The organism is Facklamia languida CCUG 37842, assembly GCF_000245795.1.
Classification (GTDB): domain Bacteria; phylum Bacillota; class Bacilli; order Lactobacillales; family Aerococcaceae; genus Facklamia; species Facklamia languida.
In genome coordinates this window covers 484,144-509,218 of the sequence record NZ_JH601133.1, presented here as the reverse complement: position 1 = coordinate 509,218, position 25,075 = coordinate 484,144, and the positions used below count along the sequence as shown (strand labels likewise).

Annotated in this window: 25 protein-coding genes; 19 read left to right on the top strand and 6 right to left on the bottom strand. The window is 41.1% G+C overall.

The window, feature by feature from the left end:
- Window positions 1-98 precede the first annotated feature (98 nt).
- The 3 genes from HMPREF9708_RS02370 to map all read left to right on the top strand — a co-directional run bounded on the left by HMPREF9708_RS02370 (window position 99) and on the right by map (window position 2,016).
- Window positions 99-347 (top strand): GlsB/YeaQ/YmgE family stress response membrane protein, encoded by a 249-nt coding sequence (locus HMPREF9708_RS02370; protein WP_006308474.1) that lies wholly within the window; start codon window positions 99-101, stop codon window positions 345-347.
- 115 nt (window positions 348-462) lie between these two features.
- Window positions 463-1,245, top strand: a complete 783-nt coding sequence (locus tag HMPREF9708_RS02365) for an acyl-ACP thioesterase domain-containing protein (RefSeq protein ID WP_006308469.1) — start codon at window positions 463-465, stop codon at window positions 1,243-1,245.
- Between the two features lie 18 nt (window positions 1,246-1,263).
- Window positions 1,264-2,016 carry a type I methionyl aminopeptidase gene (gene map / locus HMPREF9708_RS02360; RefSeq protein WP_006308467.1) on the top strand — a complete coding sequence of 251 codons (753 nt, stop codon included), beginning with the start codon at window positions 1,264-1,266 and terminating at the stop codon, window positions 2,014-2,016.
- 100 nt (window positions 2,017-2,116) lie between these two features.
- Here map and HMPREF9708_RS02355 read toward each other — a convergent pair whose 3' ends face one another.
- The 4 genes from HMPREF9708_RS02355 to HMPREF9708_RS02340 are packed head-to-tail and all read right to left on the bottom strand — an operon-like array spanning window position 2,117 to window position 5,260.
- Window positions 2,117-3,244 (bottom strand): glycosyltransferase family 4 protein, encoded by a 1,128-nt coding sequence (locus HMPREF9708_RS02355; RefSeq protein ID WP_006308466.1) that lies wholly within the window; start codon window positions 3,242-3,244, stop codon window positions 2,117-2,119.
- Between the two features lie 10 nt (window positions 3,245-3,254).
- Window positions 3,255-3,524: a hypothetical protein gene (locus HMPREF9708_RS02350; protein ID WP_006308465.1), complete on the bottom strand. Its 270-nt coding sequence runs from the start codon at window positions 3,522-3,524 to the stop codon at window positions 3,255-3,257.
- Window positions 3,525-3,542: 18 nt separating this feature from the next.
- Window positions 3,543-4,781: an aminopeptidase gene (locus HMPREF9708_RS02345; RefSeq protein WP_006308464.1), complete on the bottom strand. Its 1,239-nt coding sequence runs from the start codon at window positions 4,779-4,781 to the stop codon at window positions 3,543-3,545.
- A gap of 29 nt (window positions 4,782-4,810) precedes the next feature.
- Entirely contained in the window at window positions 4,811-5,260 is a 450-nt protein-coding gene (locus HMPREF9708_RS02340) for a flavodoxin (RefSeq protein WP_006308463.1), read from the bottom strand.
- A 164-nt stretch (window positions 5,261-5,424) separates the two neighbouring features.
- Between HMPREF9708_RS02340 and galE the strand changes: the two genes are divergently transcribed.
- The 8 genes from galE to HMPREF9708_RS02300 all read left to right on the top strand — a co-directional run bounded on the left by galE (window position 5,425) and on the right by HMPREF9708_RS02300 (window position 14,464).
- On the top strand, window positions 5,425-6,438 hold the full coding sequence (galE, locus tag HMPREF9708_RS02335) for a UDP-glucose 4-epimerase GalE (RefSeq protein ID WP_006308462.1): 1,014 nt from the start codon (window positions 5,425-5,427) through the stop codon (window positions 6,436-6,438).
- Between the two features lie 16 nt (window positions 6,439-6,454).
- On the top strand, window positions 6,455-7,624 hold the full coding sequence (locus HMPREF9708_RS02330; protein ID WP_006308460.1) for a glycosyltransferase: 1,170 nt from the start codon (window positions 6,455-6,457) through the stop codon (window positions 7,622-7,624).
- An 8-nt stretch (window positions 7,625-7,632) separates the two neighbouring features.
- Window positions 7,633-9,045 (top strand): lipopolysaccharide biosynthesis protein, encoded by a 1,413-nt coding sequence (locus tag HMPREF9708_RS02325; RefSeq protein WP_006308458.1) that lies wholly within the window; start codon window positions 7,633-7,635, stop codon window positions 9,043-9,045.
- A gap of 16 nt (window positions 9,046-9,061) precedes the next feature.
- The gene (locus tag HMPREF9708_RS02320; protein ID WP_006308455.1) at window positions 9,062-10,381 is read left to right on the top strand and encodes an O-antigen ligase family protein; all 1,320 of its coding nucleotides are present in this window, start codon (window positions 9,062-9,064) and stop codon (window positions 10,379-10,381) included.
- Window positions 10,378-11,433 carry a hypothetical protein gene (locus HMPREF9708_RS02315; protein ID WP_006308454.1) on the top strand — a complete coding sequence of 352 codons (1,056 nt, stop codon included), beginning with the start codon at window positions 10,378-10,380 and terminating at the stop codon, window positions 11,431-11,433. The genes HMPREF9708_RS02320 and HMPREF9708_RS02315 overlap by 4 nt, the downstream gene beginning before the upstream one ends.
- A gap of 8 nt (window positions 11,434-11,441) precedes the next feature.
- Window positions 11,442-12,200, top strand: coding sequence for a glycosyltransferase family 2 protein (locus HMPREF9708_RS02310; RefSeq protein WP_006308452.1), 759 nt, complete (start codon window positions 11,442-11,444; stop codon window positions 12,198-12,200).
- 69 nt (window positions 12,201-12,269) lie between these two features.
- Window positions 12,270-13,592 carry a nucleotide sugar dehydrogenase gene (locus tag HMPREF9708_RS02305; protein ID WP_006308449.1) on the top strand — a complete coding sequence of 441 codons (1,323 nt, stop codon included), beginning with the start codon at window positions 12,270-12,272 and terminating at the stop codon, window positions 13,590-13,592.
- 65 nt (window positions 13,593-13,657) lie between these two features.
- Window positions 13,658-14,464 (top strand): M15 family metallopeptidase, encoded by an 807-nt coding sequence (locus HMPREF9708_RS02300; protein ID WP_083826840.1) that lies wholly within the window; start codon window positions 13,658-13,660, stop codon window positions 14,462-14,464.
- Between the two features lie 57 nt (window positions 14,465-14,521).
- Here HMPREF9708_RS02300 and HMPREF9708_RS02295 read toward each other — a convergent pair whose 3' ends face one another.
- Both HMPREF9708_RS02295 and HMPREF9708_RS02290 read right to left on the bottom strand, forming a co-directional pair.
- A complete protein-coding gene (locus tag HMPREF9708_RS02295) occupies window positions 14,522-15,079 on the bottom strand; it encodes a chromate transporter (RefSeq protein ID WP_006308445.1) in 558 nt (185 codons plus the stop codon).
- Window positions 15,076-15,636, bottom strand: coding sequence for a chromate transporter (locus tag HMPREF9708_RS02290; RefSeq protein ID WP_006308443.1), 561 nt, complete (start codon window positions 15,634-15,636; stop codon window positions 15,076-15,078). Before HMPREF9708_RS02290 ends, HMPREF9708_RS02295 begins: the two co-directional genes overlap by 4 nt.
- Before the next feature lie 145 nt (window positions 15,637-15,781).
- On the opposite strand from HMPREF9708_RS02290, the gene HMPREF9708_RS02285 reads away from it, so the two are divergent.
- The 8 genes from HMPREF9708_RS02285 to gcvPB all read left to right on the top strand — a co-directional run bounded on the left by HMPREF9708_RS02285 (window position 15,782) and on the right by gcvPB (window position 24,983).
- Window positions 15,782-16,897 (top strand): ATP-NAD kinase family protein, encoded by a 1,116-nt coding sequence (locus HMPREF9708_RS02285; RefSeq protein ID WP_006308441.1) that lies wholly within the window; start codon window positions 15,782-15,784, stop codon window positions 16,895-16,897.
- A gap of 276 nt (window positions 16,898-17,173) precedes the next feature.
- A complete protein-coding gene (locus HMPREF9708_RS02280; RefSeq protein ID WP_006308440.1) occupies window positions 17,174-18,844 on the top strand; it encodes a formate--tetrahydrofolate ligase in 1,671 nt (556 codons plus the stop codon).
- A 94-nt stretch (window positions 18,845-18,938) separates the two neighbouring features.
- Window positions 18,939-19,793 carry a bifunctional 5,10-methylenetetrahydrofolate dehydrogenase/5,10-methenyltetrahydrofolate cyclohydrolase gene (locus HMPREF9708_RS02275; RefSeq protein ID WP_006308439.1) on the top strand — a complete coding sequence of 285 codons (855 nt, stop codon included), beginning with the start codon at window positions 18,939-18,941 and terminating at the stop codon, window positions 19,791-19,793.
- Between the two features lie 9 nt (window positions 19,794-19,802).
- Entirely contained in the window at window positions 19,803-20,429 is a 627-nt protein-coding gene (locus HMPREF9708_RS02270) for a cyclodeaminase/cyclohydrolase family protein (protein ID WP_006308438.1), read from the top strand.
- A gap of 21 nt (window positions 20,430-20,450) precedes the next feature.
- Window positions 20,451-21,587 carry a glycine cleavage system aminomethyltransferase GcvT gene (gene gcvT, locus HMPREF9708_RS02265; protein WP_006308435.1) on the top strand — a complete coding sequence of 379 codons (1,137 nt, stop codon included), beginning with the start codon at window positions 20,451-20,453 and terminating at the stop codon, window positions 21,585-21,587.
- Between the two features lie 80 nt (window positions 21,588-21,667).
- On the top strand, window positions 21,668-22,027 hold the full coding sequence (gene gcvH / locus HMPREF9708_RS02260) for a glycine cleavage system protein GcvH (protein WP_006308434.1): 360 nt from the start codon (window positions 21,668-21,670) through the stop codon (window positions 22,025-22,027).
- Window positions 22,028-22,149: 122 nt separating this feature from the next.
- On the top strand, window positions 22,150-23,499 hold the full coding sequence (gene gcvPA / locus HMPREF9708_RS02255; protein ID WP_006308433.1) for an aminomethyl-transferring glycine dehydrogenase subunit GcvPA: 1,350 nt from the start codon (window positions 22,150-22,152) through the stop codon (window positions 23,497-23,499).
- The gene (gcvPB, locus tag HMPREF9708_RS02250) at window positions 23,499-24,983 is read left to right on the top strand and encodes an aminomethyl-transferring glycine dehydrogenase subunit GcvPB (RefSeq protein ID WP_006308432.1); all 1,485 of its coding nucleotides are present in this window, start codon (window positions 23,499-23,501) and stop codon (window positions 24,981-24,983) included. Before gcvPA ends, gcvPB begins: the two co-directional genes overlap by 1 nt.
- The last annotated feature ends 92 nt before the right edge of the window (window positions 24,984-25,075 follow it).

Genomic DNA, 25,075 nt, shown 5'->3' with positions numbered 1-25,075 from the left:
TTAAAGTTAATAGGCACTTTGGCAAGCATATTATTGGCTTTATCTTCGAATCTAGTATAAAATAAACTTAAATAAAATAAGAAAGAAGGCATGAAATTATGGAATTAATTGTTACTTTAATTGTTGGTGGGATCATTGGTTGGCTAGCTGGATTGATTATGGGTAAAGATATTCCTGGTGGTGTGATTGGAAACATCATCGCAGGTATCCTTGGCTCATGGGTAGGTGGCCAATTCCTAGGAACGTTTGGTCCGCAATGGGGTAGCGTTTATATCTTCCCAGCATTAATTGGTGCGATTATTTTAATCGCAGTTGTGTCATTTATTCTTAAACAAAAAAATAAATAGTTAAAAGAATCGATGAAATGATGAAGGACTAAGCTTTCAGGCTTAGTCCTTTTTATTATAGTCTGAGGTTCATTAACGGGAGATAGTTTGTTATAATTTTCAAGAGGTGAACCAGATGGAAGGAAGAATTGATCAAAGTTTCAGTCAAATGTTTTTAATTGATTCAAACTTTTTTAAAGATAAAACATCGAACTCTTTTAATTATGACTTATTGATATCCAAGATTCTTGAGACATCCACTAACCATGATCGGTGTCTTAATGATCAATTAGGAGCACCTTTCTTACCGGATGATCTGACTTGGATTATTACACAAAATATGGGTCAGATCATTAAAGTGCCAGATGAAGGAAAATACGTCGTGATTGAGACGCGGGTTTCCAAGGCCAATCGTTTTTTTGTTAATAGATGGTTTGGCATTTGGCAATCATCGCAGTTAGTCATGGAGTTTCAGATTCAATTCGCTGCTCTCAATCTTCTGACTCGACGGATGGTGACAATCCCCTATCAGAAGCTTGAGGTGTATTGTTTAGTTGATAAGCGGCTCGATCAAAATTTTAAGCGTGTATTGGAAAGCGATCACTTATCCCTCAATAATGAAGAGAATTGTCAAATAGGCGAAGAAGATATTGATAATAATCAACACGTTAACAATCTCGTATATATCCGTTGGGCCTTCCAGGCTATGGATCAACTAATGCATCCAGACTATCAACTTAAACAAATCTCAATTAAATATGGTCATGAAATATTGCCTGATCATCAAGTGAAGTTATTAAATTATCTGGATGATAGTAAGAAAGAAGCAGACCATATAGTCAGTGTCCAAACCTTCCTGAATCAAACGACTCAAGAGGAAGCGTGTCGCGTGGTCACTAAATGGTGTTTAGCTAATTGAAAAGAAGGTAGGTAAAAAATGATCACATTAAAATCAGAAAGAGAAATTCAAGCAATGACTGACTCAGGAAAAGTCTTAGCAGGAATCCATGTAGCGCTGCGAGATTTTATCAAAGTGGGTGTGACAACAGCGCAAATTGACCAGTTTGTTCAAAAGTCTATCGAAGAGGCAGGAGGTGTGGCTGCCCAGATTGGGTATGAGGGATATCGCTTTGCGACGTGTACGAGTGTCAATGATGAGATCTGTCATGGCTTCCCCTCAGACTATGCTTTAAAGTCGGGAGATATTGTCAAGGTAGATTTTTGTGTTGATCTAGATGGGGGAATTTCGGATTCCTGCTGGTGTTATGCGGTAGGCGAAGTAAGCGAAGACCATCAACGATTAATGGAAGTAACGGAGCGGGCCTTATATCTGGGGATTGAGCAAGCAAGGGTAGGAAATCGCATTGGTGATATTGGCCATGCCATTCAAAGCTATGTTGAAGGACAAGGATTTGGAGTGGTACGGGATTTTATCGGCCATGGTATTGGCCCAACGATCCACGAGGATCCAGCTGTTCCTCATTATGGTCAACCAGGAAAGGGCTTGAGATTAAAAGAAGGAATGACCCTTACCATTGAGCCGATGGTAACAACCGGAAGCTGGAAAATGAAAATGGATGCCAATGGATGGACTGCTCGCACCCGGGATGGTGGCTATTGCGCGCAATACGAGCATTCTTTAGTCATTACGGCGGATGGACCGAAGATTATGACACAACAAATTGATTAAAAAGAGGGCTATCGACCAAAAAAGTCTTACCTCCTGCTTGATTGTAGGCCGCCTATCATGGGCGAACTTGAATCAAATAGGGAGTGTAAGACTTTTTACTTTATTTTCTTGATGCGGTCATCAAAACTTTGTGATAGATGCGTTCATAGTCTTCAATAATTCGATCCCATTTAAAAGGATGGATTCCTTTAACGGCTGCTTTCACGAGGGCCGCGTAATGGGAGCAAATATAGGTCACAGCCTCATTAAATTCCTCTTGACTAAAACGATCCACTGAGACGCCTACTTGATAATTATCAAAGAAGGAATCAAAGCCTTCATTTCGAGTGTAGATGACGGGAAGGCCTTGGCTCATTGCTTCTGGGTATACTAGTCCAAAGGTTTCTGGATAGGATAAAAGCGCAAAAATATCCATCTGTCGATATAATTGGGCCAATTCACTTGGGGCGAGCGGGCCGTGATAGGTCACAAAATCCATTTCTCTTAATTCTTGGGCAATCTTGGGTTCCCAGTCTGGCCCGACAACGTGAAATTCAATAGGGCCGATCTGAGAGGATAAATTCTGTACCATTTCAGCAAGCTGTATAAAGCGTTTACCAGGTAATAATTTGCCAGTTGAGATGATTCTTAAGGGCTGGTGGAGATCGGTTGTTTTATGATCATAGGCATTTAAGTGCCAATAATCATCGATCCCATTGGCGATCACTTTAGTCTTGGCTTTTAAAGCTTCTTGGTCTTTTGCTGGCACATAGTGGTCAAAGACTTCTTTATAGGAATTCTCTGAAATAAAAACAATTGCTTGTGCGTCGCGCATGATATTGAGGCCGACCGACCGTAGCCAGGGTGCCTTTTGAAAGAAAGTCCGGACATCAGCATTTCGGACGGCCACGATATAAGGGATCTGATGGCTTAAGAATAATTGGCGTGCGACCCAACCATTGGAAAAAAGAGAATGCGCATGAATCAGATCGAAGCGACCAATAGGATAGCGCTGTAGGATATCTTTGAGAATTTTTCGGTGCTTGTAGTGAAATAGAAGACGATCCCACTGGTGGTGAGTTGTCACAATATCTGTGTAGTCGCCGCTTGCAGCGATTTTGTCTTTAGGATATTCATAGGCAATTGGGACATAGACTGTTAACTCATGGCCTTTTTGAATTTGGCGTTCATAGAGGTTGCTAAATAATCGCGAGGTTGAGAAATAGGAGTTAATGTGGAGTATCTTCATAGACTGCACGCTACTCAGAGGTCTTGAGTTGATCTTCAAGTGAGCTCACTCGATTTTCAAGCCTTTCAATTCTTTCATCGACCGCATGATGAGAACCTCCATTTTGCTTGTTTGTGGGAATACTAAACAAGTTTGTTAATAAATAGATAAGGAGGAAGAGGACAATGATGCCAATGATTAAGATCGGCCAACCTGTCCGGTCGACTCGTCGATCGAATTCTTGAATTTGTTTGGTGATTTCTCTTTCAATTTTAGAATTCAGTTCTTCTTCTCTTGCCATTATGGACCTCCTCATCTATTAAATGGCCCATTCACCATTACGGAAAATTGGAATTCTTTGGCCATCTTCAGTGATACCATCAACGTTCATTTCGGCGTTACCAACCATAAAGTCAACATGGACATTAGAGCGGTTGAGGCCTGCTTGTGCTAATTCTTCCTGAGTCATCTGAGTGCCCCCTTGGACTGAAGAAGCATAAGCTTGTCCTAGAGCGATATGGTTTGAGGCATTTTCATCAAACAAGGTATTAAAGAAGATGATGCCAGATTGAGAAATGGGAGATTGATGAGGGACGAGAGCCACTTCGCCAAGGGAAGCGGAACCTTCATTTTCTTCAATTAATTTGATCAAGGTTTCTTCACCTTCGCTTGCACTGGCCTCAACAACCTTTCCGTCTTTGAAGGTGAATTTCATGCCATCGATCACGACGCCACCATGTGCGAGTGGTTTAGACGCTGAGATGTAACCATCTGCTCTTCTTGAATCAGGGGCAGTAAAGACTTCCTCAGTTGGCATATTGGCAATAAAAACTTCACCTTTTTCGTTTGTCGAACCAGCGCTCTCCCAGATATGGTTTTTGGGGAGACCGATGGTGAGGTCAGTACCAGGGCCAGTATAGTGTAGCGCATCGAATTGGTGGTCATTTAAGAAGGCTGCCTTCTCATTTAACCGGTTCTCATGTTCTTCCCAAGCCTTGATTGGGTCTGCTTCATAAATTCGAGTCGTCTTAAAAATTTGATCCCATAAAGCATCGATTTGGTCTTCTGGTGATTTGTCTGGGAAGACTAGCGCAGCCCATTCTTGACTAGCGCCAGCCACTACTAGCCAAGAGACCTTGTTTGATTGAGTCGCGTTTCGTACTTCTTCTAGAGCGTTTGAGAAGGCACGATTACTTGCGTTAATTTTGTTAGGGTCGATCCCTTTTAAGGCGTTGGGATCACGTGAAACTAGTGAGATGCGTTTAGCCCGTTTTTCCACGAAATAATGTCCTTCATCAATCAAGTATTGAGGAACTTCTTGCAGATTTTCCAGGCTACGGTAGGTATAATTTAAACGACTCAAGGCATCATCCGACCAATTGACTTTCACATATGCAGCCCCTGCTTGATAAGCTGCTTCGGTAATCAGTCGCGCCAAAGGAGCCTGGTTGATGTTTGCATTCAATAAGACATAATCTCCCTCTTTGACTGCAATTCCTTTATGAATCATTAAATCAGCATATTTTTTTAACAAAGTTTCAAAATTTTCTAAAGTCATTTATTTCTCCTCTTTCTTATTTGATTATTTTAAGCTTCAATATGGGATGCAATGCCATCTGCTAGGGCATAAAGTTTCTGAATGTCTTCCTCTTCGGCATTTAAGTTAATCTTACAGGTTGCCCCTCCAGGTTTTGCCCCAATAGATAGGAAGGCTTTCTCGAAGTGATCGACTGCGGCGCAGAAGTATTCGTAATAGGTATCTCCTGAACCAAAGACACCGAACACTTTACCAGATAAATCAAGTTGCACGAGGTCGTCATAAAAATCGAGCATTTCATCAGGCAAGATCCCATCGACTCCATATGTATATGAACCAATTAAGCAGGCATCATAATCAAGAAAATCTTCTGCTTCAGCTTGAGAAACCTCTAAGACATCTGTTGTGATGCCTTTTTCCTCAAGTCGGTTGGCTACGATGTCAGCCATTTCTTCAGTATTTCCAGTTAAACTGGCGAAAATAATCAGTGCTTCTGCCAATTTATCTCCTCCTCATCAGAAAAAACGTTTACTTGATGTAGTTATTATAGCAAACCCCATTCATAAATGCTCGATAAGTTAGAAGAAATTATGAACGCTCTAAAAAGCAGAGTTGAATGTGCTATAATGGTCAAAAAGTTTAGCAATCTATGAAGGAGGTTAACATGGCAATACTCGTTACAGGTGGGGCTGGTTATATTGGCAGTCACATTGTGGTAGAGCTTTTGGAGCAGGGGCGAGAGGTTATTGTGGTTGATAATCTATCGAACTCCAAAGCTGAAGTTATCGATCGAATTGAGACCATTGCTGGACGTCGACCTATTTTTTATCAAAAAGATATCTTAGACCAACCGAGCATGGCGGATATTTTCTCAGACCACGATGTCCAAATGGTAATCCATCTCGCAGGTTATAAGGCAGTTGGCGAATCGGTTGTTTCCCCCTTGAAGTATTACCACAACAATATTGGAGGAACAGTTTCATTGCTAGAGGTGATGAATCAATTTGAGGTGAAGCATTTAATTTTCTCATCATCCGCTACGGTTTATGGCTCAGACAACCCCGTACCATTTAATGAAACGATGCCGATTGGCACAGCTAGTAACCCATATGGCTACACAAAATTAGTGATTGAACAGATGCTGCAGGATCTCGTCGTGGCGGATCCTTCTTGGTCGATCACCTCATTGCGTTATTTTAATCCAATCGGTGCTCACAAGTCAGGGCTATTAGGCGAAGATCCACAAGGTATTCCTAATAATCTGATGCCTTATCTCACACAAGTGGCGATTGGCGATCATCCTGAATTGAAAGTCTTTGGTGATGATTATGATACACATGATGGTACAGGTGTTCGCGACTACATTCATGTGGTGGACTTAGCAATTGGACATGTTAAAGCGATTGAAACCAATCTTAACAATACAGGCTTAGCTATCTATAATCTTGGAACAGGTCAAGGATATAGTGTTTTAGATCTTATCAAGGCCTTCGAAGAAGTAAACCAAGTAGAGGTTCCGTATCGAGTAGTGGATCGTAGAGAGGGAGATATTGCGATCGCTTATGCTGATCCCTCTAAAGCTCGAAAAGAGTTGCACTGGCAGGCGGAACGCGACCTGTTGACAATGTGCCGAGATGCTTGGAATTGGCAGTGTCAGCAATCTAGCAATTATAACTAGGAAGGAGGAGCGGGCTTTGAAAGAAAAGCGGATTCTGCATATCATGTCATCCTATGGAGGAGGCATTTCAACTTTTATTTATAATTTGGCTCGCTCTGCAAAGGAACAAAACTTAATTTTTGATGTGGCGACTTATAGTGATACCCCCGATATTTTTGATGAAATCATTCATAAGACGGGAGGAGCCGTCTTTCGCTTAAATAATCCTAAGAGAGAAGGCTGGCAGTCTTATTCAAAATCAATGGAGCTTCCTCTCAAGAAGTATCGTTACGATGCTGTTCATTGTCATGTTTCAGGTTATCGTGCATGGGCCTACTATCAGCTGGTGAAACATTTTCAACCTGGTCTGGAGAAAGATTTTTATATCCACGCCCATTATTTATATCCAAGTGAGGTGACGTCTCGGTCAACTCAATATAAGCGAAGGATTGACCAGAAAATAAACCGTCACCTTTCACGCCTTCCATTGGGATGTTCGCTCCAGGCAATCGATTCACTTTTTGGTTCTCAAGAACATGGGGCACGGGTAGTCATACCAAATTCCATCTCCCCTGACCAGTTTATGCGGGCCCCAGAAGATCAACAAGCTATTAAGCAAGCGCTTCGTAGGCGATATGCAGCAGGCAATCAGGAAATTTTAATTGGTCAAGTGGGCAGGCTAGTGCCGATTAAGAATCATGCCTTCACTCTCAACCTAGTTCAATACAGTCAAAATAAAGGACGGCCTCTCCATCTGTTGGTAGCTGGCGAAGGCCCTTTGAAGGAGCAGTTGGGACAGCAAATAATCCAAAAAGAATTGACTGATTCGGTTCGCTTACTTGGTCGAGTCAGTCCGATTGAAGCGCTCATGCTTGGGTTAGACGCACTAATCATGCCTTCATTTGCAGAAGGTTTTGGGACAGTTGCTGTTGAAGCACAAGCAGCAGGGATTCCTGTCTTGACGAGTGATCAGGTGGTACCGGAGGTCGACCTTGGCTTAGGCCTAGTAAAGCAGCTCTCTCTTGAAACAGGTGAAGCCGTGTGGTACAAGGAATTAATCAAGCTGATTGATCAGAATAACAAGGTTCAAGTGAGTAACCAGGCACGCTCTCAAGCGGTACATTCACACGCCTTCTCTGACCAAGCTGCCTGTGCTATCTATCGACAGGTTTTGGATTATCAAATCAGTCGTTTCCCAATAGAGTAGGAGTTATTATGAAGAATTTTTTGAAAAGGTTGATGGGTTTTTCGATTGGACCGATTATCGGGGCACTTATTTCGATTATCCAAATTCCAATACTGACCCGCTTGATGCTAGTTGATCAGTATGGTGTATCAGGAAATTTTAGAACCCTCATGCTCAATATTCCAAACTTTTTATATTTAGGTTTGGACCAGGCTTTTTCTCGAGAATACCATCAACTTAAAGACAAAAAGCATCTCTTTCAACAGGCCTTATTGATTCCCTTGCTATTAGGTCTTATTTTTTCGGCTGGTCTTTTCTTTTTTAATGAACCGATTGCAGAGTGGCTTTTTGCGAGTCGCCAATATGGTTACGTTGTTATGTGGAGTGGTGTGCTACTCATCGCAATGATTGTCGAACGTTTTGTGCTTCTATTAATTCGGATGGAAGAAAGAGCGAGGGAGTATTCTTTTTTTACGATCTTACTTAAATTGTCTATTTTTATTTGTTCGATTGGGTTGATCTTCCTAGGATTACGTGACTTTAAAGTGATTGTCTATGGGATGATTATTGGTCAATTGTTAGTTGACCTCTTTCTATTCCTTCGATACCGGCAGTTCTTTGATTTAAGTGGTTTCAACTTTGATCAAACCTTAATGAAGCAATTATTTGCTTTTGGTTTGCCCCTCATGATCGCTATGTCCTTGAATGCAACCCTGAATATGATTGATAATATTATGCTTAATTCGATTTCGACTAAGGTGGAATTGGGGATATATACTGCGGGGATAAATATTGTGAATCTAATTGGAATCTTTAAAACCGCCTTTACGACCTTTTGGACCCCGACGGCTTATCGCTGGTATGATGAGGACAAATCGATTAAGCATTTTAAATTTATATCCGATGCTTTACTTTTTATTTTAACGGGTATTTATTTTGGTATCTTAATCTTCAGGCCGGTCATTATGGTTATTTTAGGACCTTCTTATGAACCCGCCAAATATATTTTAGGCTTGCTCTGTTTCCCACATATTATGTACACTCTATCTGAAACAACGACTTTAGGTATTGTCTTTTCACGAAAAACATATTTTAATATCTTTGTTTCTCTTCTAGCTTTAATTCCTAGTGTTGGATTAAACTTATGGCTGACGCCACATCTAGGCGCTTTAGGGGCGGCGAGTGCATCTTGTGGTGCTTATATTATCTTCTATTTAGCGCGAACATATTTCTCTAGACAAACAGGTTTTTATTTTAGTCAAAGAAAGCATCTTCTATCAGTTCTATTGATGGTCTTAGCAGCTTATCTGAATACTTTAGATGCCTCCTATCGATTGATTGGGATCATTCTATTGGGGCTAATGGCTTTGTGGGTGCAATATCCGACAATACAAGATGCCTTATCTATTAAGCGTTCACCTGAACTTTGGAATTTTAACTAGGAAGGAGTGGCGAGCCTTGGCAATCTATTTGTTGTTGCTAGTGATGAGTCTTTTTATGGGAACGCAGCTACTCGCTATTTCAACCCCTCTCGCTCAGATTACGGTCTATCGACTCTTAGCTTTAGCGGCCTATCCTTTATTATTCATGCAAGTTATCTTAGATAATCACCAGGTCAAAATCATACCCCGATCAGCTGCTAGCCGGTTTTTGTTGGTTTATTTTGTATGGTGGATAATTGGACTCATTACAGGTTTATGGGTAGAGGACTTGAAGGGTTGGATTCAAGTATCCTTTTTAATGACGATCGGTCTAGGTAGTATTTTAGCGCTGTATTTTTGGACTGAAAATGATCGGATGTGGCTGAACTTGCTGAAGGGTTCCTGGCTGATGATGACTTTATTGGTTGCTTGGGGTTACTTTGAAATCCTTACGAATCACTATCTATTTGCCGATATGAGCAAGTTAGATAAATACTCCACCTTTGCTAGTCAACCCTGGACACGGATTCCCATAACAACTTTCGCTAACCAGAATGATTATGCCACGATGCTGTTGGCCTATCTGAGTGTCTGTATTTGCCTTTATCTACTTTCTAGCCATTATCTAAAGCGGATAATGTACCTGATGGCCTATCTTTTAGCCAGCTTCCTAATTTTTCAAAGTGGATCCAGGATGTCTTTGATCTGCTTGCTTTTATACAGTGGCTTTTTGCTAGTTTCAAGCATTCGCTTTGATGATTCACCCAAGTTGCTGATGCGGTCCGGAATCATTTTAGCATGTGGTCTTGGTTTGATGGTTCTTCTGATCCCTCACTTACAAGATAAACTAGCAGAAATTTTCTATATCGGAGGCCCTGCTGGAGGCTTGTCAGGAGATACCAAGAGAATGAATAGTTGGCGCAATGGTTTAATTTTCTTGGCCCAAACCGGGGGACTAGGTGTGGGCTCAGGCAATATTGAAAATTGGGCCAAGCTGCGGGGCTTCTGGCCGACCAATGAAATTACCAATATGCATAATTGGTGGTTGGAAATATTGGTGAGTAACGGCTTGGTGGCTTTCGTCCTTTATATAGTGGGATACTTTGGCTTATGTCAACGGTTATTCCAAATCGTTAAACAATTTCGTGGCAGTTTGGCTGCCCAATTGGCCTATCCTTTATTTGGATTCTTATTGATCTTTATATTGGGAAGTATTACAAGTGCGAATAATATGCTAATTGAGTGGCACTGGGTCTTTTTTGGATTGTTAATCGCTTTTGTAAAAATCGTCGACCAAGAGGTTTTAAGACAAGGGAATGTGCATCAATTATTTCAGCAAGGGAGTGCGAGAAAATGAGTTTAGCTACTCTGATTAAGGAATTTTGGCGTTTTATTAAAGAGAACCTATTAAGGATTTTGATGGGTGTGGTGATGGTGGTTGTCTTAGTAGTTAGTGGACGGTATTTCCTTAACCGTTGGGTGCGGCAAGATACCCGTCCAGCCTATGATTATTTAGCAGAAGTCTATCAACAAGAACCTGCTTCATTCCAAATGATTGTCACCATGGAAGATGGGAGTATTTTCTCAACTGCCTCACTCTTCGATGATTATTTTTCAACCCCTCAAGTGGTTCAATCAATTGAAGAGAAGACTGGTGTTCAATTTGCTGACTGGTTAGAAGCAGAGCGGACCCTAGAAATGTATAAGACGAATGATTTTCGAGGTGGATTAGCCGGACTGCGTGATACGGCATCCAATGTGATCACAATGCGGTTTTTGGTTGGGAAAACCAGTGAAGATAATCTGAAGATTGCTCAAGCCTATGCTCAAATGGTTGAAGAGGAGGCTTTGCCTTTTTTTGATAAGATACAAGCAACTATTATTCAAGAACCTGCACTTGGCGAGATGGTACCGATTGAATTAACGGATGAGGTTCCGACCGATGAAACACTCACGCCCTATCAATCAAAAGAAGCCAAGGGACATATTCTATATGGTCTGATGGGGGCTATTTTGGGGACCCTCTTGGTTGTTGGGGTTTTATTTGTCCGTCAATTGTTTAAAAAGGTGATTAACTATGCCTTCGATTATACTTGGCGCTTAGAAGATACTCACTTGTTAGTGGAACACCATCGATCGCCTGAAGCTATCCAAGCTTTAATTGAATTCCCTTCTAATCAAAAGCAGGTCATCGTTAAAGAGGATCGCTTTCAAGATGACGAAGTGCTCATCTCTGACAACCAGCGACAAGTGAGAGTCACGGACTTGAAGCACCTTGATGCGGATTTTTCCTTTGACGAAATCGTGATTATTATTAAGAGTCACTTAACTACAAAAGAGTGGTTTAAGGACCAAATGGACTTTGCCCATCTGTATCCTTGTCGAGTTCGGATTATCCACATTGTCTAGGAGTCATTATGAAAAAATATCAAGAAAATTGTATTTCAATCATTACCCCGGTCTATAATGCTGAACCGTTTTTAACGGAAACCATCCAATGTGTCCTCGATCAGACCTATCCTGATTGGGAGCTCATTTTAATCGATGATGCTAGTCAAGACCAAAGTGTATCGGTAATTGAATCCTATCGTGATCCACGTATTCATTTGTTATCGCTCCCCACCAACTCTGGCGCGGCAGTTGCCCGTAATAAGGGGCTGGCTTATGCAAACGGTCAATATATTGCCTTCCTGGATAGCGATGACCGCTGGACTTCGGATAAGCTGGCTAAGCAGATCGCCTTTATGCAGGAGCATGGTTTTGCCTTCACTTATACGGACTTCTCCTTGATGGATGAATCTGGCAGAATGATCAAACCCGCTGTCCATATACCTTATTCGCTTGATTACTATGCCTTATTAAAGAATACAGCCATTGCATGTTCAACGGTCATGATTGACCGAGAAATCGTTGGCGACTTTAGGATGCCGCTGGTGAGAAAGGGGCAAGACACAGCGACATGGTTAAAATTAATGCGTGAACAGAACCTAACGGCTTATGGCCTTCAGCAAGTTCTGAATGCATACCGCCAAGTACAAGGATCGATCTCATCGAATAAATTTAAAGCTTTAAAGAGAACTTGGCATACTTATCGCAAACTAGAAAAACTCCCTTTCTTGCAGTCGTGCTACTTTTTTACCCATTATGTATGGCAAGCGATCAAAAGGAGATTATAAGTTATTCTAAAATAGAAAGACCTTTGCTATAATGTTGTGCAGAACATCACATGAAAGGGTGATTAAATCTTGGATCTATATAAAGACTTGATCAATCGAAAAACGAAATTAGCGGTAATTGGCTTGGGTTATGTTGGAATGCCCATTGCGATCGAGTTTGCTAACCATGTTGACACGATAGGCTATGATAATAATGAAAATAAGGTTGCTCAATATTTACAAGGGATTGATCCTACTATGGAAGTAGGAGATGAAGCTGTCAAACAATCCGATTTGATTTTTACAGCGGATGAGCGCTTGATTCAAGAGGCTAAGTTTATTATAGTGGCCGTTCCGACGCCTATTAATCAAGATAAGACGCCTAACTTAAGTCCCGTTATCTCAGCTAGCCAAACGGTAGGACGTAACTTAACAAAAGGATCGATTGTTGTCTATGAGTCAACCGTTTATCCTGGTGTCACAGAGGATATCTGTATTGAAGTGCTCGAACAAACATCGGGTTTGAAACATGGTGAGGACTTCTGGGTTGGCTATTCGCCAGAACGCATTAATCCTGGTGATAAGGTCCATACACTCACTTCTATCACAAAAATCGTCTCAGCTACTTCTCCAGTGACCTTGGATACCTTGGCTAAGGTTTATGAGTTAGTGATTAAAGCAGGCGTTCATCGAGCACCAAGTATTAAAGTAGCAGAGGCAGCCAAAGTTGTTGAAAATAGTCAAAGAGACATCAACATAGCCTTTATGAATGAACTGGCCCTGGTCTTTGATCGGATGGGAATTGATTCACAGGATGTGCTTGATGCTATGAATACTAAATGGAACGCTTTAGGATTCACGCCTGGTTTAGTAGGTGGGCACTGTATTGGTGTTGATCCCTATTACTTTGTTTATGAAGCAGAAAATTTGGGTTACCATAGCCAGATTGTCCTTTCGGGCCGACAAATTAATGATCAGATGGGAGACTTTATCGGAGATAAATTCATCAAATTAATGGTCAAAGCTGGAAAAAAAGTGATCGGTTCAAAAGTTGCCATTCTTGGACTGACATTTAAAGAGCATACTCCGGACACACGAAATTCGAAGGTAGCAGATATCATTCGCTATTTAGAAGCATTCGGAGTGGAAATAAATGTGGTGGATCCTTGGGCGGATCCCGCAGATGCTTATAAGGAATACCAAGTGGAACTAGTTGATTTGAAGGATCTGAACGATGTGGATGCCTTGATCATGGCGGTTGGACATCAGGAATTCAAACAATTATCGAATCAAGATATTGAAGGATTGTTTAAAGCGGACCTACCCCACGACCAGCGAGTGATTATTGATGTGAAGAGTATCTTAGATGCCGATTATTTCAAAGAACAAGCCTATACTTTCTGGCGGTTATAATTTCTTGCTGATCTGTCCGATGAAGAAGTGAGGGGATAGCGGTGCATACTCCGACGGCAAAACGCATGATCATTCTATTTTTACTATTTTTGTGTGGAGGTTACCTTCATTCTGAACGGATCCTAGCTCATCATGTTGAGTCATTTGAGAAGCTTCAAATCGATTCAATATCATTCTCATTAAGCCAGAACGAAAGAGAAGATTTATTGAGCCAACTTCCTGCAGACGCTGATCTAAATGATCCTTCCCTGGTTCTTGTGAATGAAAGCCACCCCTGGAATTATGACAGAGTTGTCGATCTGGTAGAAATCCAGCCTGGCTTTTTAGCGGACCGGCATGTGAAGCAAGCATTTGCTGATTTGTGGCAAGCAGGTAAAAGGGCTGGACACCATCTAACGGTTGTTTCGGCTCATCGTACAAAAGAACAACAAGCAGCAAACCGTCAGCAACGGATCAAGTGGTACCAGAGTCTGGGTTATAGCTTGCCTCAATCCATTGACTTAACCAATAGCTACTATGCGCAGCCAGAATCAACTGAGCATTTAACCGGCTTAGCACTCGATCTCATTGGGGATGATTGGCTAAGGAATCGTAATGATCTCTCGCAAGATTATTCTTCTTATGAATCAGCTAAATGGTTAGCAGAAAATGCCCATAACTTCGGTTTTATTTTGCGCTATCCTGAGGGCAAAAAACGTGAAACAGGCTATCAATTTGAACCCTGGCATTACCGTTATGTGGGACGGTCGAATGCGGCTTTTATCCATAAGTACCAGCTGACCCTCGAAGAATATATTGACCTATTGCAAGAAAGAAAGGTGCAGATCGAACAAATTGATCGACAACCTATTCCTACCAAAGTAAGTGACTAAATTATTCTCTAAACGGAGAAGACTAAAAAACCTGTCCATTTGAAAGGACAGGTTTTTTTATAGGAAAAAGGACAGAAGGATATTCAAGAAACCACTGAGGACCATCACTAGGATGGGATTCAACTTAAATTTATTGAGGAGTATAAAGGCGGTAATAAAAATAAAGACCATTGGCCAGCTAATTGTCGCAAGTCCAATCTTAGAAGAGGACCAAAGTGCTGAGATAAGGATAGAAAGACCTGAACTCGCAATCAAGGCGACGACGGTCGGCCGTAAAACTAAGAGCACATTTTGCATCAGGTCAAGTTCTTGGTATTTAGTATAGATTCGAGCGAGGATTGAAACAATGATAATTGATGGTAAGACGCTTCCCAAGGTAGCAACCATTGCACCTGCCAATCCTGCTACTTTGATGCCGATGAAGGTCGCACTGTTGATGGCAATGGGACCGGGTGTCATTTGAGAAATCGTGATGAGGTCTGTATATTCTCCCATTGTGAGCCAGTGATTCTGGTGGACCACTAGGTTCTCAATCAGGGGAAGGGCCGCATATCCGCCACCAAAGGACAGGGATCCAATTTGTAAGAAGCATAAGAAGAGTTGCCAATAAATCACTTAATCACCCCTTTAAGAATGAAAGAATAGAGAAGTCCTAGAAAGAGGCTGGTGACCACAATGATACTAACATCTACTTTAAAGACCGCGAGCGCCAAGAGAGCGAGTCCGAACAGTCCGATTAAGAGAGGCTTCTTTTCTTTGACGAGTCCGGCTCCCATTTCGAAAATAACTGTTGAAATGACAGCAGCAACACCGGCTTGCATGCCATCTAGCATGGTGGCGATCCAGTAATTCTGACTAAAAATTTGATAAAAGTTGGCAATGATCGAAATGATGATAAAAGGGGGAAGAATCGTGGCCAGAACTGTTGCTGCAATTCCCATAAATCCTGCAAGCCGATAACCGACAATAATCGCTGCATTGACTGCGATCGCACCGGGTGAAGATTGCGCAATTGAGACGAGGTCGACCATCTCATTCTCTGAAAACCACTGGTAATCGTCCACAAATTGGCGCTTCATGAGGGACACAATCACGTAACCTCCACCGAAAGTGAAGGCGCTTAGCAAAAAAGTGGCATAAAATAATTTCCATAAGAAATGGAGTTTTTTCACTTTATCATCTCCTAGCTACAGCTATTTCGCGTATGTATGTATTATAAAGAAAGTCACGTGATAGTAAAATGGTTTACTTGGACTGCCATGACAATTCGAAATAAAAGGTTATAATAAAAATAAATCGATAGAAGGAGTGAAACAAATGAAAAAGTTGGGTCTGATCATCAATCCAATTGCAGGTATGGGTGGTAAGGTTGGATTGAAAGGAACAGATGGACAAGAGGTGCTTCGGGAAGCTATTAAGCGGGGGGCAAATCCAGAAGCTCCCACTAAGGCGCAAAAGGCATTGGAGCAACTTAAACCACTATCTGATCAGTTAAGAATCTATGTGGCGGGTGGAAAGATGGGGGCTGACCTACTTGCAAAGAGTCCTTTTCAATATGAAATCATCCATCCGATTGAAGGCGAGAGTCAACCAGAGGATACGCTGCTTTTGGCAGAGAAATTATTAGAGGAAGAGGTTGACTTGATTCTGTTTGCTGGAGGAGATGGCACTGCTAGAGATCTAGCGAGCGTGATTAAAGTAGCAATACCAACGATCGGAATTCCAGCAGGTGTTAAAATCCATTCACCTGTTTATGCCACAACTCCTGAGCACGCAGGAAAACTAGCGCTTAAGAATTTATCGGACCAAGGTTTATCGCTACGAGATGAGGAAGTGATTGATATTGAAGAAGAGGCTTTTAGACGTGATGAAATTATCACCAAGGTCTACGGCTATTTAAGTGTTCCGTATGATGAGTCCCACATGCAGAATTTAAAATCACCCACCCCCCAATCCGATGAAGATGCGCAAGTATCGGCTGCACTCGATATTATCGACCAGATGGAAGAGGATACTTATTATATTATTGGGTCAGGGTCAACGGTTGCTTCCGTAATGACTGAACTCGGAATAGAACCGACGATGTTGGGCGTGGATATTATCCGTAATAAAGAGCTGGTAAAGAAAGATGTTTATGAGCAAGAAATACTCGATATTATAGGAGATCAGCCAGCTAAATTAATTGTGACACCGATGGGAGGACAAGGTTATCTCTTTGGAAGAGGCAATCACCAGCTCTCTGACAAGGTGCTTGAAAGACTAGATAAGACGGACATTCTGATTGTCGCGACACCAGGAAAATTAAATGGCCTTCATGGTAAACCCCTGCTTGTCTATACGGGCAATCGCGCGATTGATGAAAAGATAGCAGGTTACTACCCAGTGATTCAAGGCTATCAAAATTCCCGTATGTATAAGGTGATTGCTGTTTAATAACTTTGTGAATGCTTTTTCAATAAATTGAAGTGGTGCATCAAACATCAGCAATTTATTAACATTTCAAAGTTCAAGAAAGCTTAAAGTAGTATTTGTAGAATCTGTTGCAATTAAATAGCTGCTTAAGAAGGGATAATTCACTTTAATTTATTAAAAATAATAATAAAGAAAATAAAAAAGTGTCAGAATAGTAAGCGCTCTTTGTGATTATATGTTATGATAGTAAATGCATAGGAAATCTATGTGTATTTATCCAAAGGGGGAAAAGATTTAATGAAGACAGATATTGAAATCGCTCAAGAAGCTACTTTACAACCGATTGCAGACATTGCAGCTAAGTTGGATATCTCTGAAGATGTGTTAGAGCCATATGGTAAAACAAAAGCAAAAATTGATTTTACTAAATTAGATATGGATGACAAGAATCTAGGAAAATTAATTCTAGTGACCGCTATCACACCAACACCTGCAGGAGAAGGGAAAACAACTACTTCTATCGGTCTAGCAGATGGTTTATCTAAAATCGGTAAAAAAGTAGCAGTTGCTTTGCGTGAACCTTCATTAGGTCCAGTATTCGGTGTTAAGGGTGGAGCTGCCGGTGGTGGCTATGCTCAAGTCGTTCCAATGGAAGACATCAACCTTCACTTTACTGGCGACTTCCACGCAATTGGAGCAGCGAACAACTTAATTGCTGCTTTATTAGATAATCATATTCACCAAGGAAATGCATTAGATATTGATACAAATCGCATTGTATGGCGTCGTGTAGTAGATATGAACGACCGTAACCTACGTAATATCGTCAATGGATTGGGACGTCGTGCTGATGGTGTGACACGTGAAGATGGCTTCGATATTACAGTTGCATCAGAAGTAATGGCAGCATTCTGCTTATCTAATTCTCTTTCTGAATTGAAAGAAAAATTAGGTAACATGATCGTGGCTTATACGCGTAAGGACAACCAACCTGTACGGGTTAAAGATATTAATGGTGCTGGAGCTGCAACAGCTTTACTGAAAGATGCCATCAAGCCAAACATTGTCCAAACATTAGAAGGAACACCTGCTTTCATCCACGGTGGACCTTTCGCAAACATTGCCCATGGATGTAACTCCATCATCGCAACTAAATTAGCGATGAACCATGCAGAATACACAATTACAGAAGGCGGATTTGGTGCAGACTTAGGTGCTGAGAAATTCTTAGACATCAAGTGTCGTCAAGCAGGCATTGCGCCATCAGCTGTTGTCATTGTAGCGACTATCCGTGCGCTTAAGATGCATGGTGGTGTAGCGAAGAAAGACCTAGGCGAAGAAAATGTAGACGCATTGCGTAACGGAATGCCTAACTTATTGCGTCACATTGACAATGTTCAAAATGTCTTCGGATTGAATGCAGTGGTTGCGATCAACAAATTCCCAACAGATACTGAAGCTGAAGTAAAAGCACTTGAAGAAGAATGTGAAAAAGTTGGCGTGAAAGTTGTGCTAGCTGATCACTTTGCAAAGGGTGGAGAAGGTGCTGTTGAGTTGGCTGAAGCCGTAGTGGAAGCAGCTGATAAAGAGAGCAACTTCAAATTTGCTTATGATGTTGAAGCATCAATCGAAGAAAAAATTGAAACCTTGGTTACAAAAATCTATCGCGGTAAAGGCGTTGAATATACTCCAGCTGCTAAGAAGAAAATTAAACAATTCGAAGAACAAGGTCAAGGCAACTTACCAATTTGTATGGCGAAGACACAATATTCATTCTCTGATGATAAAAATTTATTAGGGGCTCCAGAAGACTTCAAGATTACGATTCGTGATTTAACAGTATCAGCAGGTGCAGGATTCATCGTGGCCCTCACAGGTGATATTATGAAGATGCCAGGACTTCCTAAAGAGCCTGCATCAAACCGCATTGATGTCGATGAGAAAGGAAACATCAGCGGATTATTCTAGTCTAGCTACCAAAATCAAGTGAGAAAACGCGGTCGGGCGAGTCATTATTGCTCGTTCGACTTTTTTAAAGCTATTGATCAAATAGGAGGTTACTATGGCTAAAATTTTAGACGGTAAAGAAGTAGGTAAGGCGATTCGCGAACGTACTAAAAAAGAGGCAGAAGCTTTACGCGAGCAAGGAATCGTTCCTAAATTAGTTGTATTACGCGTTGATGAGAACCCTTCTTCCATGGCCTATGAAAAAAATGCCATGAAAGTAATGGAAAAATGTGGCATCGAGGCCGAAGCACGGACTGAGCTTGATGCCAAAACTACGGAAGACGTATTAAAGATTATCGATGAATTGAATGCTGATCAGTCTGTATCCGGAGTTATCATCATGCAACCTCTTCCTGAAGGCATTGAACGGGCTGAAATTGCTGAAAGATTACATCCATTCAAAGATGTCGATGCCTTGAACCCAATTAATCTTGGGAAATTAGTGAATAATGATGATACAGCGATGGCTCCTTCTACAGCACAAGCTTGTATTGAAATTCTAGATTATTATAACTATGAATTAGAAGGTGCAGAAGTATGTGTTGTTGGCTCTTCACCTGTTGTTGGAAAGCCTCTCGTTGTTATGTTATCAAATCGTAATGCGACAGTTTCAAATACTCATGTTTACACTAAGGATAATACTGTTCACTCTACTTTAGCGGATATTTTAGTGTCTGCAACAGGTGCTCTAGGCCTAGTTGGACCAGATTATATTAAAGAGGGTGCAACCGTTATCGATGTTGGGTATGGATTCAAGGACGGTAAAGCAACAGGCGATGTGCGCTTCGATGAAGTGGAACCTAAAGCCTCTGCGATCACTCCAGTGCCTGGAGGCGTTGGATCTGTTACCACAGGTGTCTTAGCTTCACAAGTTGTTAAAGGTGCTAAGCTCTTAAATGGCGTCAAATAAGGTGGCCCTATGAAAGAATTAAAGATCACAGATTTCGTGAATCAACTAGCCTCTGACCAACCAACACCTGGTGGTGGGGCAGCAGCTGGTGTGACGGCGAGCCTAGGGATAGGAGCCATTTTAATGGCGATGATTTTCTCTAAGACTAAGAAAATGACTGAAGAGGAACAAGAATTTTTGCTCGGCAAGATTGATCAATACCAACAAAGTAAAGAAGTGTTTATTGGGATTATTGATCGCGATGCCACAGAATTTGAACCCTTGTCCAAGGCTTATCGGATGCCAAAAGATTCAGAAGAAGAACAAGCAAAACGTCATCAAGCGATCCAAGAAGGGCTTGAAATTGCAAGTCAGCCACCGATCGATTTAGTTCAAGAAGTTGATAAAATTCTGGTCGACTTTGATCGGGTGATCCCCTTGATTAAGAAAATGATCATTTCAGATGTGGGAGTTGGCTTACAAATGTTGCGCTCAGCGCTTAATGCTTCATCATTAAATTTATACATTAATGGTGGGCAGCTTTCAGATGAAGGCAAGCAGAAAGAGTATTATGAGTTAGCCGATCAAAAAGTTAAAGAACTTTCAGAGAAACTTGATAGTTACTATGAAGAAGTAAAAAAGGTACTTGCACCTTAAAAGAGTAAAGGAGTGTTATTTATGGCAGAAGTTCAAGTTGATGAAAATGGACTAAAGAAAACACCAATGTATGATTATTACATTGAAAAGGGATGCAAAATTACAGATTTTGGTGGTTGGGGATTGCCAATTCAAATCTCAAAAATCGCGGATGAACATGCAGCTGTCCGTAATGCAGTAGGCTTGTTTGACGCTTCTCATATGGGAGAAGTTCGTGTTAAGTCTGGCAAGATGAACTGCTATGATTGGTGGAATGGCCTTATTACAAATGATGTAACGAAGATCACTTATGATGGTAAGGCGCAATACACTGCTGTTTGTAAAGAAGACGGTGGCATGCTCGATGATATGATCTACTACCGTAAAAATGCAGACGAATTCGTCGTAACCCCTAATGGTTCGAACCGTGAGAAGATTGTTAAATGGATGAATGATCATAACCAAGATGGTCAAGTGACGATTACAGATGAAACTTATGACTGGGGATTAATTGCGGTTCAAGGACCTAAAGCAGAAGAATTACTTGCTCGTTTAACCGACACAGATCTCTCTGCGATTGAATATTATTCATACAAAGAAGATCAAAAAGTTGCAGGCTACGACCGTGTTCAGATCTCACGGACTGGTTACACAGGTGAAGAAGGATTTGAATTGTATGTTCCAGCTGAATCCATGGTAGCTATTTGGAAGAAACTTGTTGAAGAAGGACAAGATCTTGGTGTGACAGAATGTGCACTAGGAGCTCGTGATACCTTACGTCTTGAAGCAGGACTTCCATTATACGGCAACGATTTTGATGAATCTGTGAACCCAATTGCTGGTGGTATTGCCTTTGCAGTTCCAAAAGCAAAAGAAGCGGACTATATTGGTAAAGAAGCCATTGCTAATTATCGTGCTGGCGAAAAGAAACAAGCGTCACGTGGCTTCAAGATTGATGGCAAACAGATTGCACGTCATGGAATGGAAGTTAAGAATGAAGAAGGCGAAGTAATTGGAGTTGTTACTTCTGGTACTAAGTCACCAACCTTAGGCTATCCTTTAGGCTTCGTCCGTGTTGATACAGATTATAAAGTGGGCGACAAGGTCTTCATTGATATCCGTGGTAAACTAATTGAAGCGGAATTAACTAAAAAAGACTGGTTAGCTGAAGCTAAATAATTCATTCGATCACTTTCATTTTCATAAGAGTTTTGTTAAAATACTAGTATAAACATCATAAAGAAAAGGGGATATTTACAATGTCACAAGTATTTTTCACTGAAGAACACGATTTTGTTGAAATCTTAGCACCTAACAGAGCGCGTATTGGTTTAACAGCTTTTGCAGCTGAACAATTAGGCGATATCGTTCACGTTGAATTGCCAGAAGTGGATGATGAATTTGACGCTGAAGAAGAAATCGCAACTGTTGAATCTGTAAAATCAGTTTCAGAAGTAGAATTACCATTTGGCGGTAAGATTGTTGCAATCAATGAAGATTTAGAAGACACTCCTGAATTGGTTAACGAAGACCCTCAAGGTAAGGGTTGGTTCTTCGAAATCGAAACTGAAGAAGACATCGATACTGCCGCTTTATTAGCAGAAGAACCTGCTGAATAATTTGTTCGACTTTTAAGAGTGGCCGCAAGGCCACTCTTGTCTTTAAAGAGATAATGTTATCGATTTCATGATTAATGTTATTCTAAAATCGGCATTAATAAAATCAAACGAAGGAGTAGACCATGGCAAATTTTAGATATTTACCAAATACTGAACAAGACCGCCAAGAGATGTTAGAAACAATTGGCGTTAAAGACATTATGGATATCTTCAGCGATATTCCTGAAGAGGTTCGCCGTAAGGAAAAAATGAACCTTCCAGAAGCACTCTCTGAAATGGAATTGGTGAAGGAATTAGGAAATATGGCGGGCAAGAACACCACCTCTTCTCAAATGCCTTACTTTATCGGTGCAGGTACTTATGACCACCATGTTCCATCAATTGTGAAACACATCATCACGCGTCAAGAGTTCTTAACAGCCTATGTTCCTTACCAACCGGAAGTGTCTCAAGGTGAATTACAAGCTTTATTTGAATGGCAAACAATGGTTGCTGAATTAACCGGTATGGATCTAGCAAACTGTGGTTTGTATGATGGTTATAACGCTGTTGCGGAAGCAGCTAATTTAGCTTTCGGAAGTGTTAAGAAAGCGACTAAGGTGCTTGTTTCTAAAGCGTTAGATCCCCAAGCGATTGGAACCGTTAAGTCTTATGGATTTGGTAAAGATTATGCGGTTGAAGAAGTTGAATTGGAAAATGACATCACAAGCCTAGATGATCTTAAAGCTAAGGTTAATGAAGAGGTCGCTGCGGTCATCGTCCAATATCCAAACTTCTTTGGCTCAATCGAAGATTTAAAAGCTATTAAGGAAACGCTTGAAGGGACAAAAGCGCTATTGATTGTATCTGCTAACCCTCTCGCTCTTGCTAAATTAGAAAAACCAGGAGCACTTGGAGCAGACATTACAGTTGGAAATGTGCAACCATTTGGTATTCCAATGGCCTTTGGTGGTCCTCATTGTGGGTATTTTGCAGTAAATAGCAAATTAATGCGTAAGATACCTTCTAGGATTGTTGGTGAAACAGTCGATGAAGAAGGAAAACGCGGATTTGTAATGACCTTGTCTACTCGTGAGCAACATATTCGTCGTGAAAAAGCAACGTCTAACTATTCTTCTAACCAAGCGCTCTTTGCTTTAGCTTCTGCAATTGCAATGACTGCTTATGGAAAAGAAGGGGTTCAAGAACTAGCACAATTAAATATTAACAATGCTCATTATCTAGCTAAACTTCTTAAAGAAAATGGCTTTGAATTGCTCAATACCAAACCATTCTTCAATGAATTCGCAGTTAAATTAAATAAGGATATCAAAGAAGTAAACAAGGCACTTCATGAGAAAGGTTTTGTCGGAGGCTTTGATGCTTCTCAAGCATATGGTCAAGAACATACCTATCTACTATGTGCAACAGAAAAACGTACAAAAGCTGAGATTGAAAGCTTTGTATCAGCTTTAGCGGAGGTGGCTAAATAATGATCTTACAAAATTACGACTCTCTAATTTTTGAAATTTCCCAAGAAGGCCATACTGGTTATGATTTGCCTGTATCAGAGGTAGAAGAATACGATTTAACCAGTGAGCTAGGTGAACTTGCTCGTAAAGAACCTGCTCGGTTACCAGAAGTTTCTGAACTGCAAATCTTACGTCATTATACCCAACTATCAAATCGTAACTTTGGGGTTGAATCAGGTCCTTATCCTCTCGGATCATGTACCATGAAATACAATCCAAAAATTAACGAGGATATTGCTGCATTGGATGGGTTTTCTAATGTTCACCCACAACAAGACCCTGATACCGCTCAAGGCGCTTTGCAGTTGATGTATGAATTACAAGAAGCACTCAAGGAAGTCACTGAATTTGATGCACTGACCTTACAACCTGCAGCTGGAGCGCAAGGTGAGTTAGCAGCGATCATGACCTTTAAAGCTTACTTTGAATCAATTGGAGAAGGAGATCAACGTAAAGTTATTTTAATTCCTGACTCTGCTCACGGTACCAACCCTGCAACAGCAATGGTTGCTGGATTTAAGACGGTTGAGTTACCTTCAACTCCTGAAGGAATTATTGATGTTGAAGCTGTAAGAGCAGCAGTGGGTCCCGATACTGCAGGTATTATGATCACGAACCCTTCAACAGCTGGTCTTTTTGAACGCGATGCTAAAGAAATTGTTGATATCGTTCATGAAGCAGGGGGACTTGCTTTCTATGACGGTGCGAATACTAATGCGATCATGGGAATCACTTCTCCGGGAGCAATGGGATTCGATGCGTGTCACTTAAACTTGCATAAGACATTTACAGGTCCTCACGGTGGTGGCGGTCCTGGTTCAGGTCCTATTGGTGTTGTATCGAAGCTTGCACCGTTCATTCCTGGCCCTAATGTGGTTAAGAATGGCGATAAGTATGAATTCGAAATGCCTGAACAATCCTTTGGACGAGTTAAAGGCGACTATGGTAACTTCGGAGTAAACGTTCGTGCTTATACTTATATCCGTGCTATGGGTGCGGAAGGGTTAAGAAGAGCTTCTGAAGATGCGGTACTTAATGCAAACTACCTTCGTGTTCGTGTTAAGGATGTCTTTGATGCTCCGTTTGATCAGTTTAACAAGAATGACTTCGTCTTGAACTTAACACGTCATAAACGTGATTATAAGGTAAATGCTAAAGATGTTGGTAAGCGTCTATTAGACTATGGTGTACACGCACCTACCACCTACTTCCCTCTTATTGTGGAAGAATGTTTAATGGTTGAACCAACTGAAACAGAATCTAAACGTGACCTCGATTATGTAGCAGATGTGCTCATCAAGATTAATCAAGAAGCTATTGAAAATTCTGAAGTTGTACAAACTGCTCCACATAACACACCAGTTCGTCGTCTTGATGAAGCCGGAGCTTCACGTAAGCCGATTCTAAAATACAACTTTGAAGAGCATGAATCTCAAGCTCAATAATTGACACATTTTTAAGAAAGTCAACGCCCTCCGATTAAAGGAGGGCGTTTTTTAGCGCAGCGCCAGTCAAAAAGGTGTATTTATTCGTGATA

What these genes read in the sequence shown, in the direction of transcription:
- HMPREF9708_RS02355 (WP_006308466.1), bottom strand. Translation starts at nt 3,244, where the DNA reads ATGAAGATACTCCACATTAACTCCTATTTCTCAACCTCGCGATTATTT.
- HMPREF9708_RS02275 (WP_006308439.1), top strand. Translation starts at nt 18,939, where the DNA reads ATGGCTAAAATTTTAGACGGTAAAGAAGTAGGTAAGGCGATTCGCGAA.
- HMPREF9708_RS02310 (WP_006308452.1), top strand. Translation starts at nt 11,442, where the DNA reads ATGAAAAAATATCAAGAAAATTGTATTTCAATCATTACCCCGGTCTAT.
- HMPREF9708_RS02285 (WP_006308441.1), top strand. Translation starts at nt 15,782, where the DNA reads ATGAAAAAGTTGGGTCTGATCATCAATCCAATTGCAGGTATGGGTGGT.
- galE (WP_006308462.1), top strand. Translation starts at nt 5,425, where the DNA reads ATGGCAATACTCGTTACAGGTGGGGCTGGTTATATTGGCAGTCACATT.
- gcvH (WP_006308434.1), top strand. Translation starts at nt 21,668, where the DNA reads ATGTCACAAGTATTTTTCACTGAAGAACACGATTTTGTTGAAATCTTA.
- HMPREF9708_RS02325 (WP_006308458.1), top strand. Translation starts at nt 7,633, where the DNA reads ATGAAGAATTTTTTGAAAAGGTTGATGGGTTTTTCGATTGGACCGATT.
- HMPREF9708_RS02350 (WP_006308465.1), bottom strand. Translation starts at nt 3,524, where the DNA reads ATGGCAAGAGAAGAAGAACTGAATTCTAAAATTGAAAGAGAAATCACC.
- HMPREF9708_RS02270 (WP_006308438.1), top strand. Translation starts at nt 19,803, where the DNA reads ATGAAAGAATTAAAGATCACAGATTTCGTGAATCAACTAGCCTCTGAC.
- gcvPB (WP_006308432.1), top strand. Translation starts at nt 23,499, where the DNA reads ATGATCTTACAAAATTACGACTCTCTAATTTTTGAAATTTCCCAAGAA.
- HMPREF9708_RS02370 (WP_006308474.1), top strand. Translation starts at nt 99, where the DNA reads ATGGAATTAATTGTTACTTTAATTGTTGGTGGGATCATTGGTTGGCTA.
- HMPREF9708_RS02300 (WP_083826840.1), top strand. Translation starts at nt 13,658, where the DNA reads ATGATCATTCTATTTTTACTATTTTTGTGTGGAGGTTACCTTCATTCT.
- HMPREF9708_RS02280 (WP_006308440.1), top strand. Translation starts at nt 17,174, where the DNA reads ATGAAGACAGATATTGAAATCGCTCAAGAAGCTACTTTACAACCGATT.
- gcvT (WP_006308435.1), top strand. Translation starts at nt 20,451, where the DNA reads ATGGCAGAAGTTCAAGTTGATGAAAATGGACTAAAGAAAACACCAATG.
- gcvPA (WP_006308433.1), top strand. Translation starts at nt 22,150, where the DNA reads ATGGCAAATTTTAGATATTTACCAAATACTGAACAAGACCGCCAAGAG.
- HMPREF9708_RS02345 (WP_006308464.1), bottom strand. Translation starts at nt 4,781, where the DNA reads ATGACTTTAGAAAATTTTGAAACTTTGTTAAAAAAATATGCTGATTTA.
- HMPREF9708_RS02365 (WP_006308469.1), top strand. Translation starts at nt 463, where the DNA reads ATGGAAGGAAGAATTGATCAAAGTTTCAGTCAAATGTTTTTAATTGAT.
- map (WP_006308467.1), top strand. Translation starts at nt 1,264, where the DNA reads ATGATCACATTAAAATCAGAAAGAGAAATTCAAGCAATGACTGACTCA.
- HMPREF9708_RS02315 (WP_006308454.1), top strand. Translation starts at nt 10,378, where the DNA reads ATGAGTTTAGCTACTCTGATTAAGGAATTTTGGCGTTTTATTAAAGAG.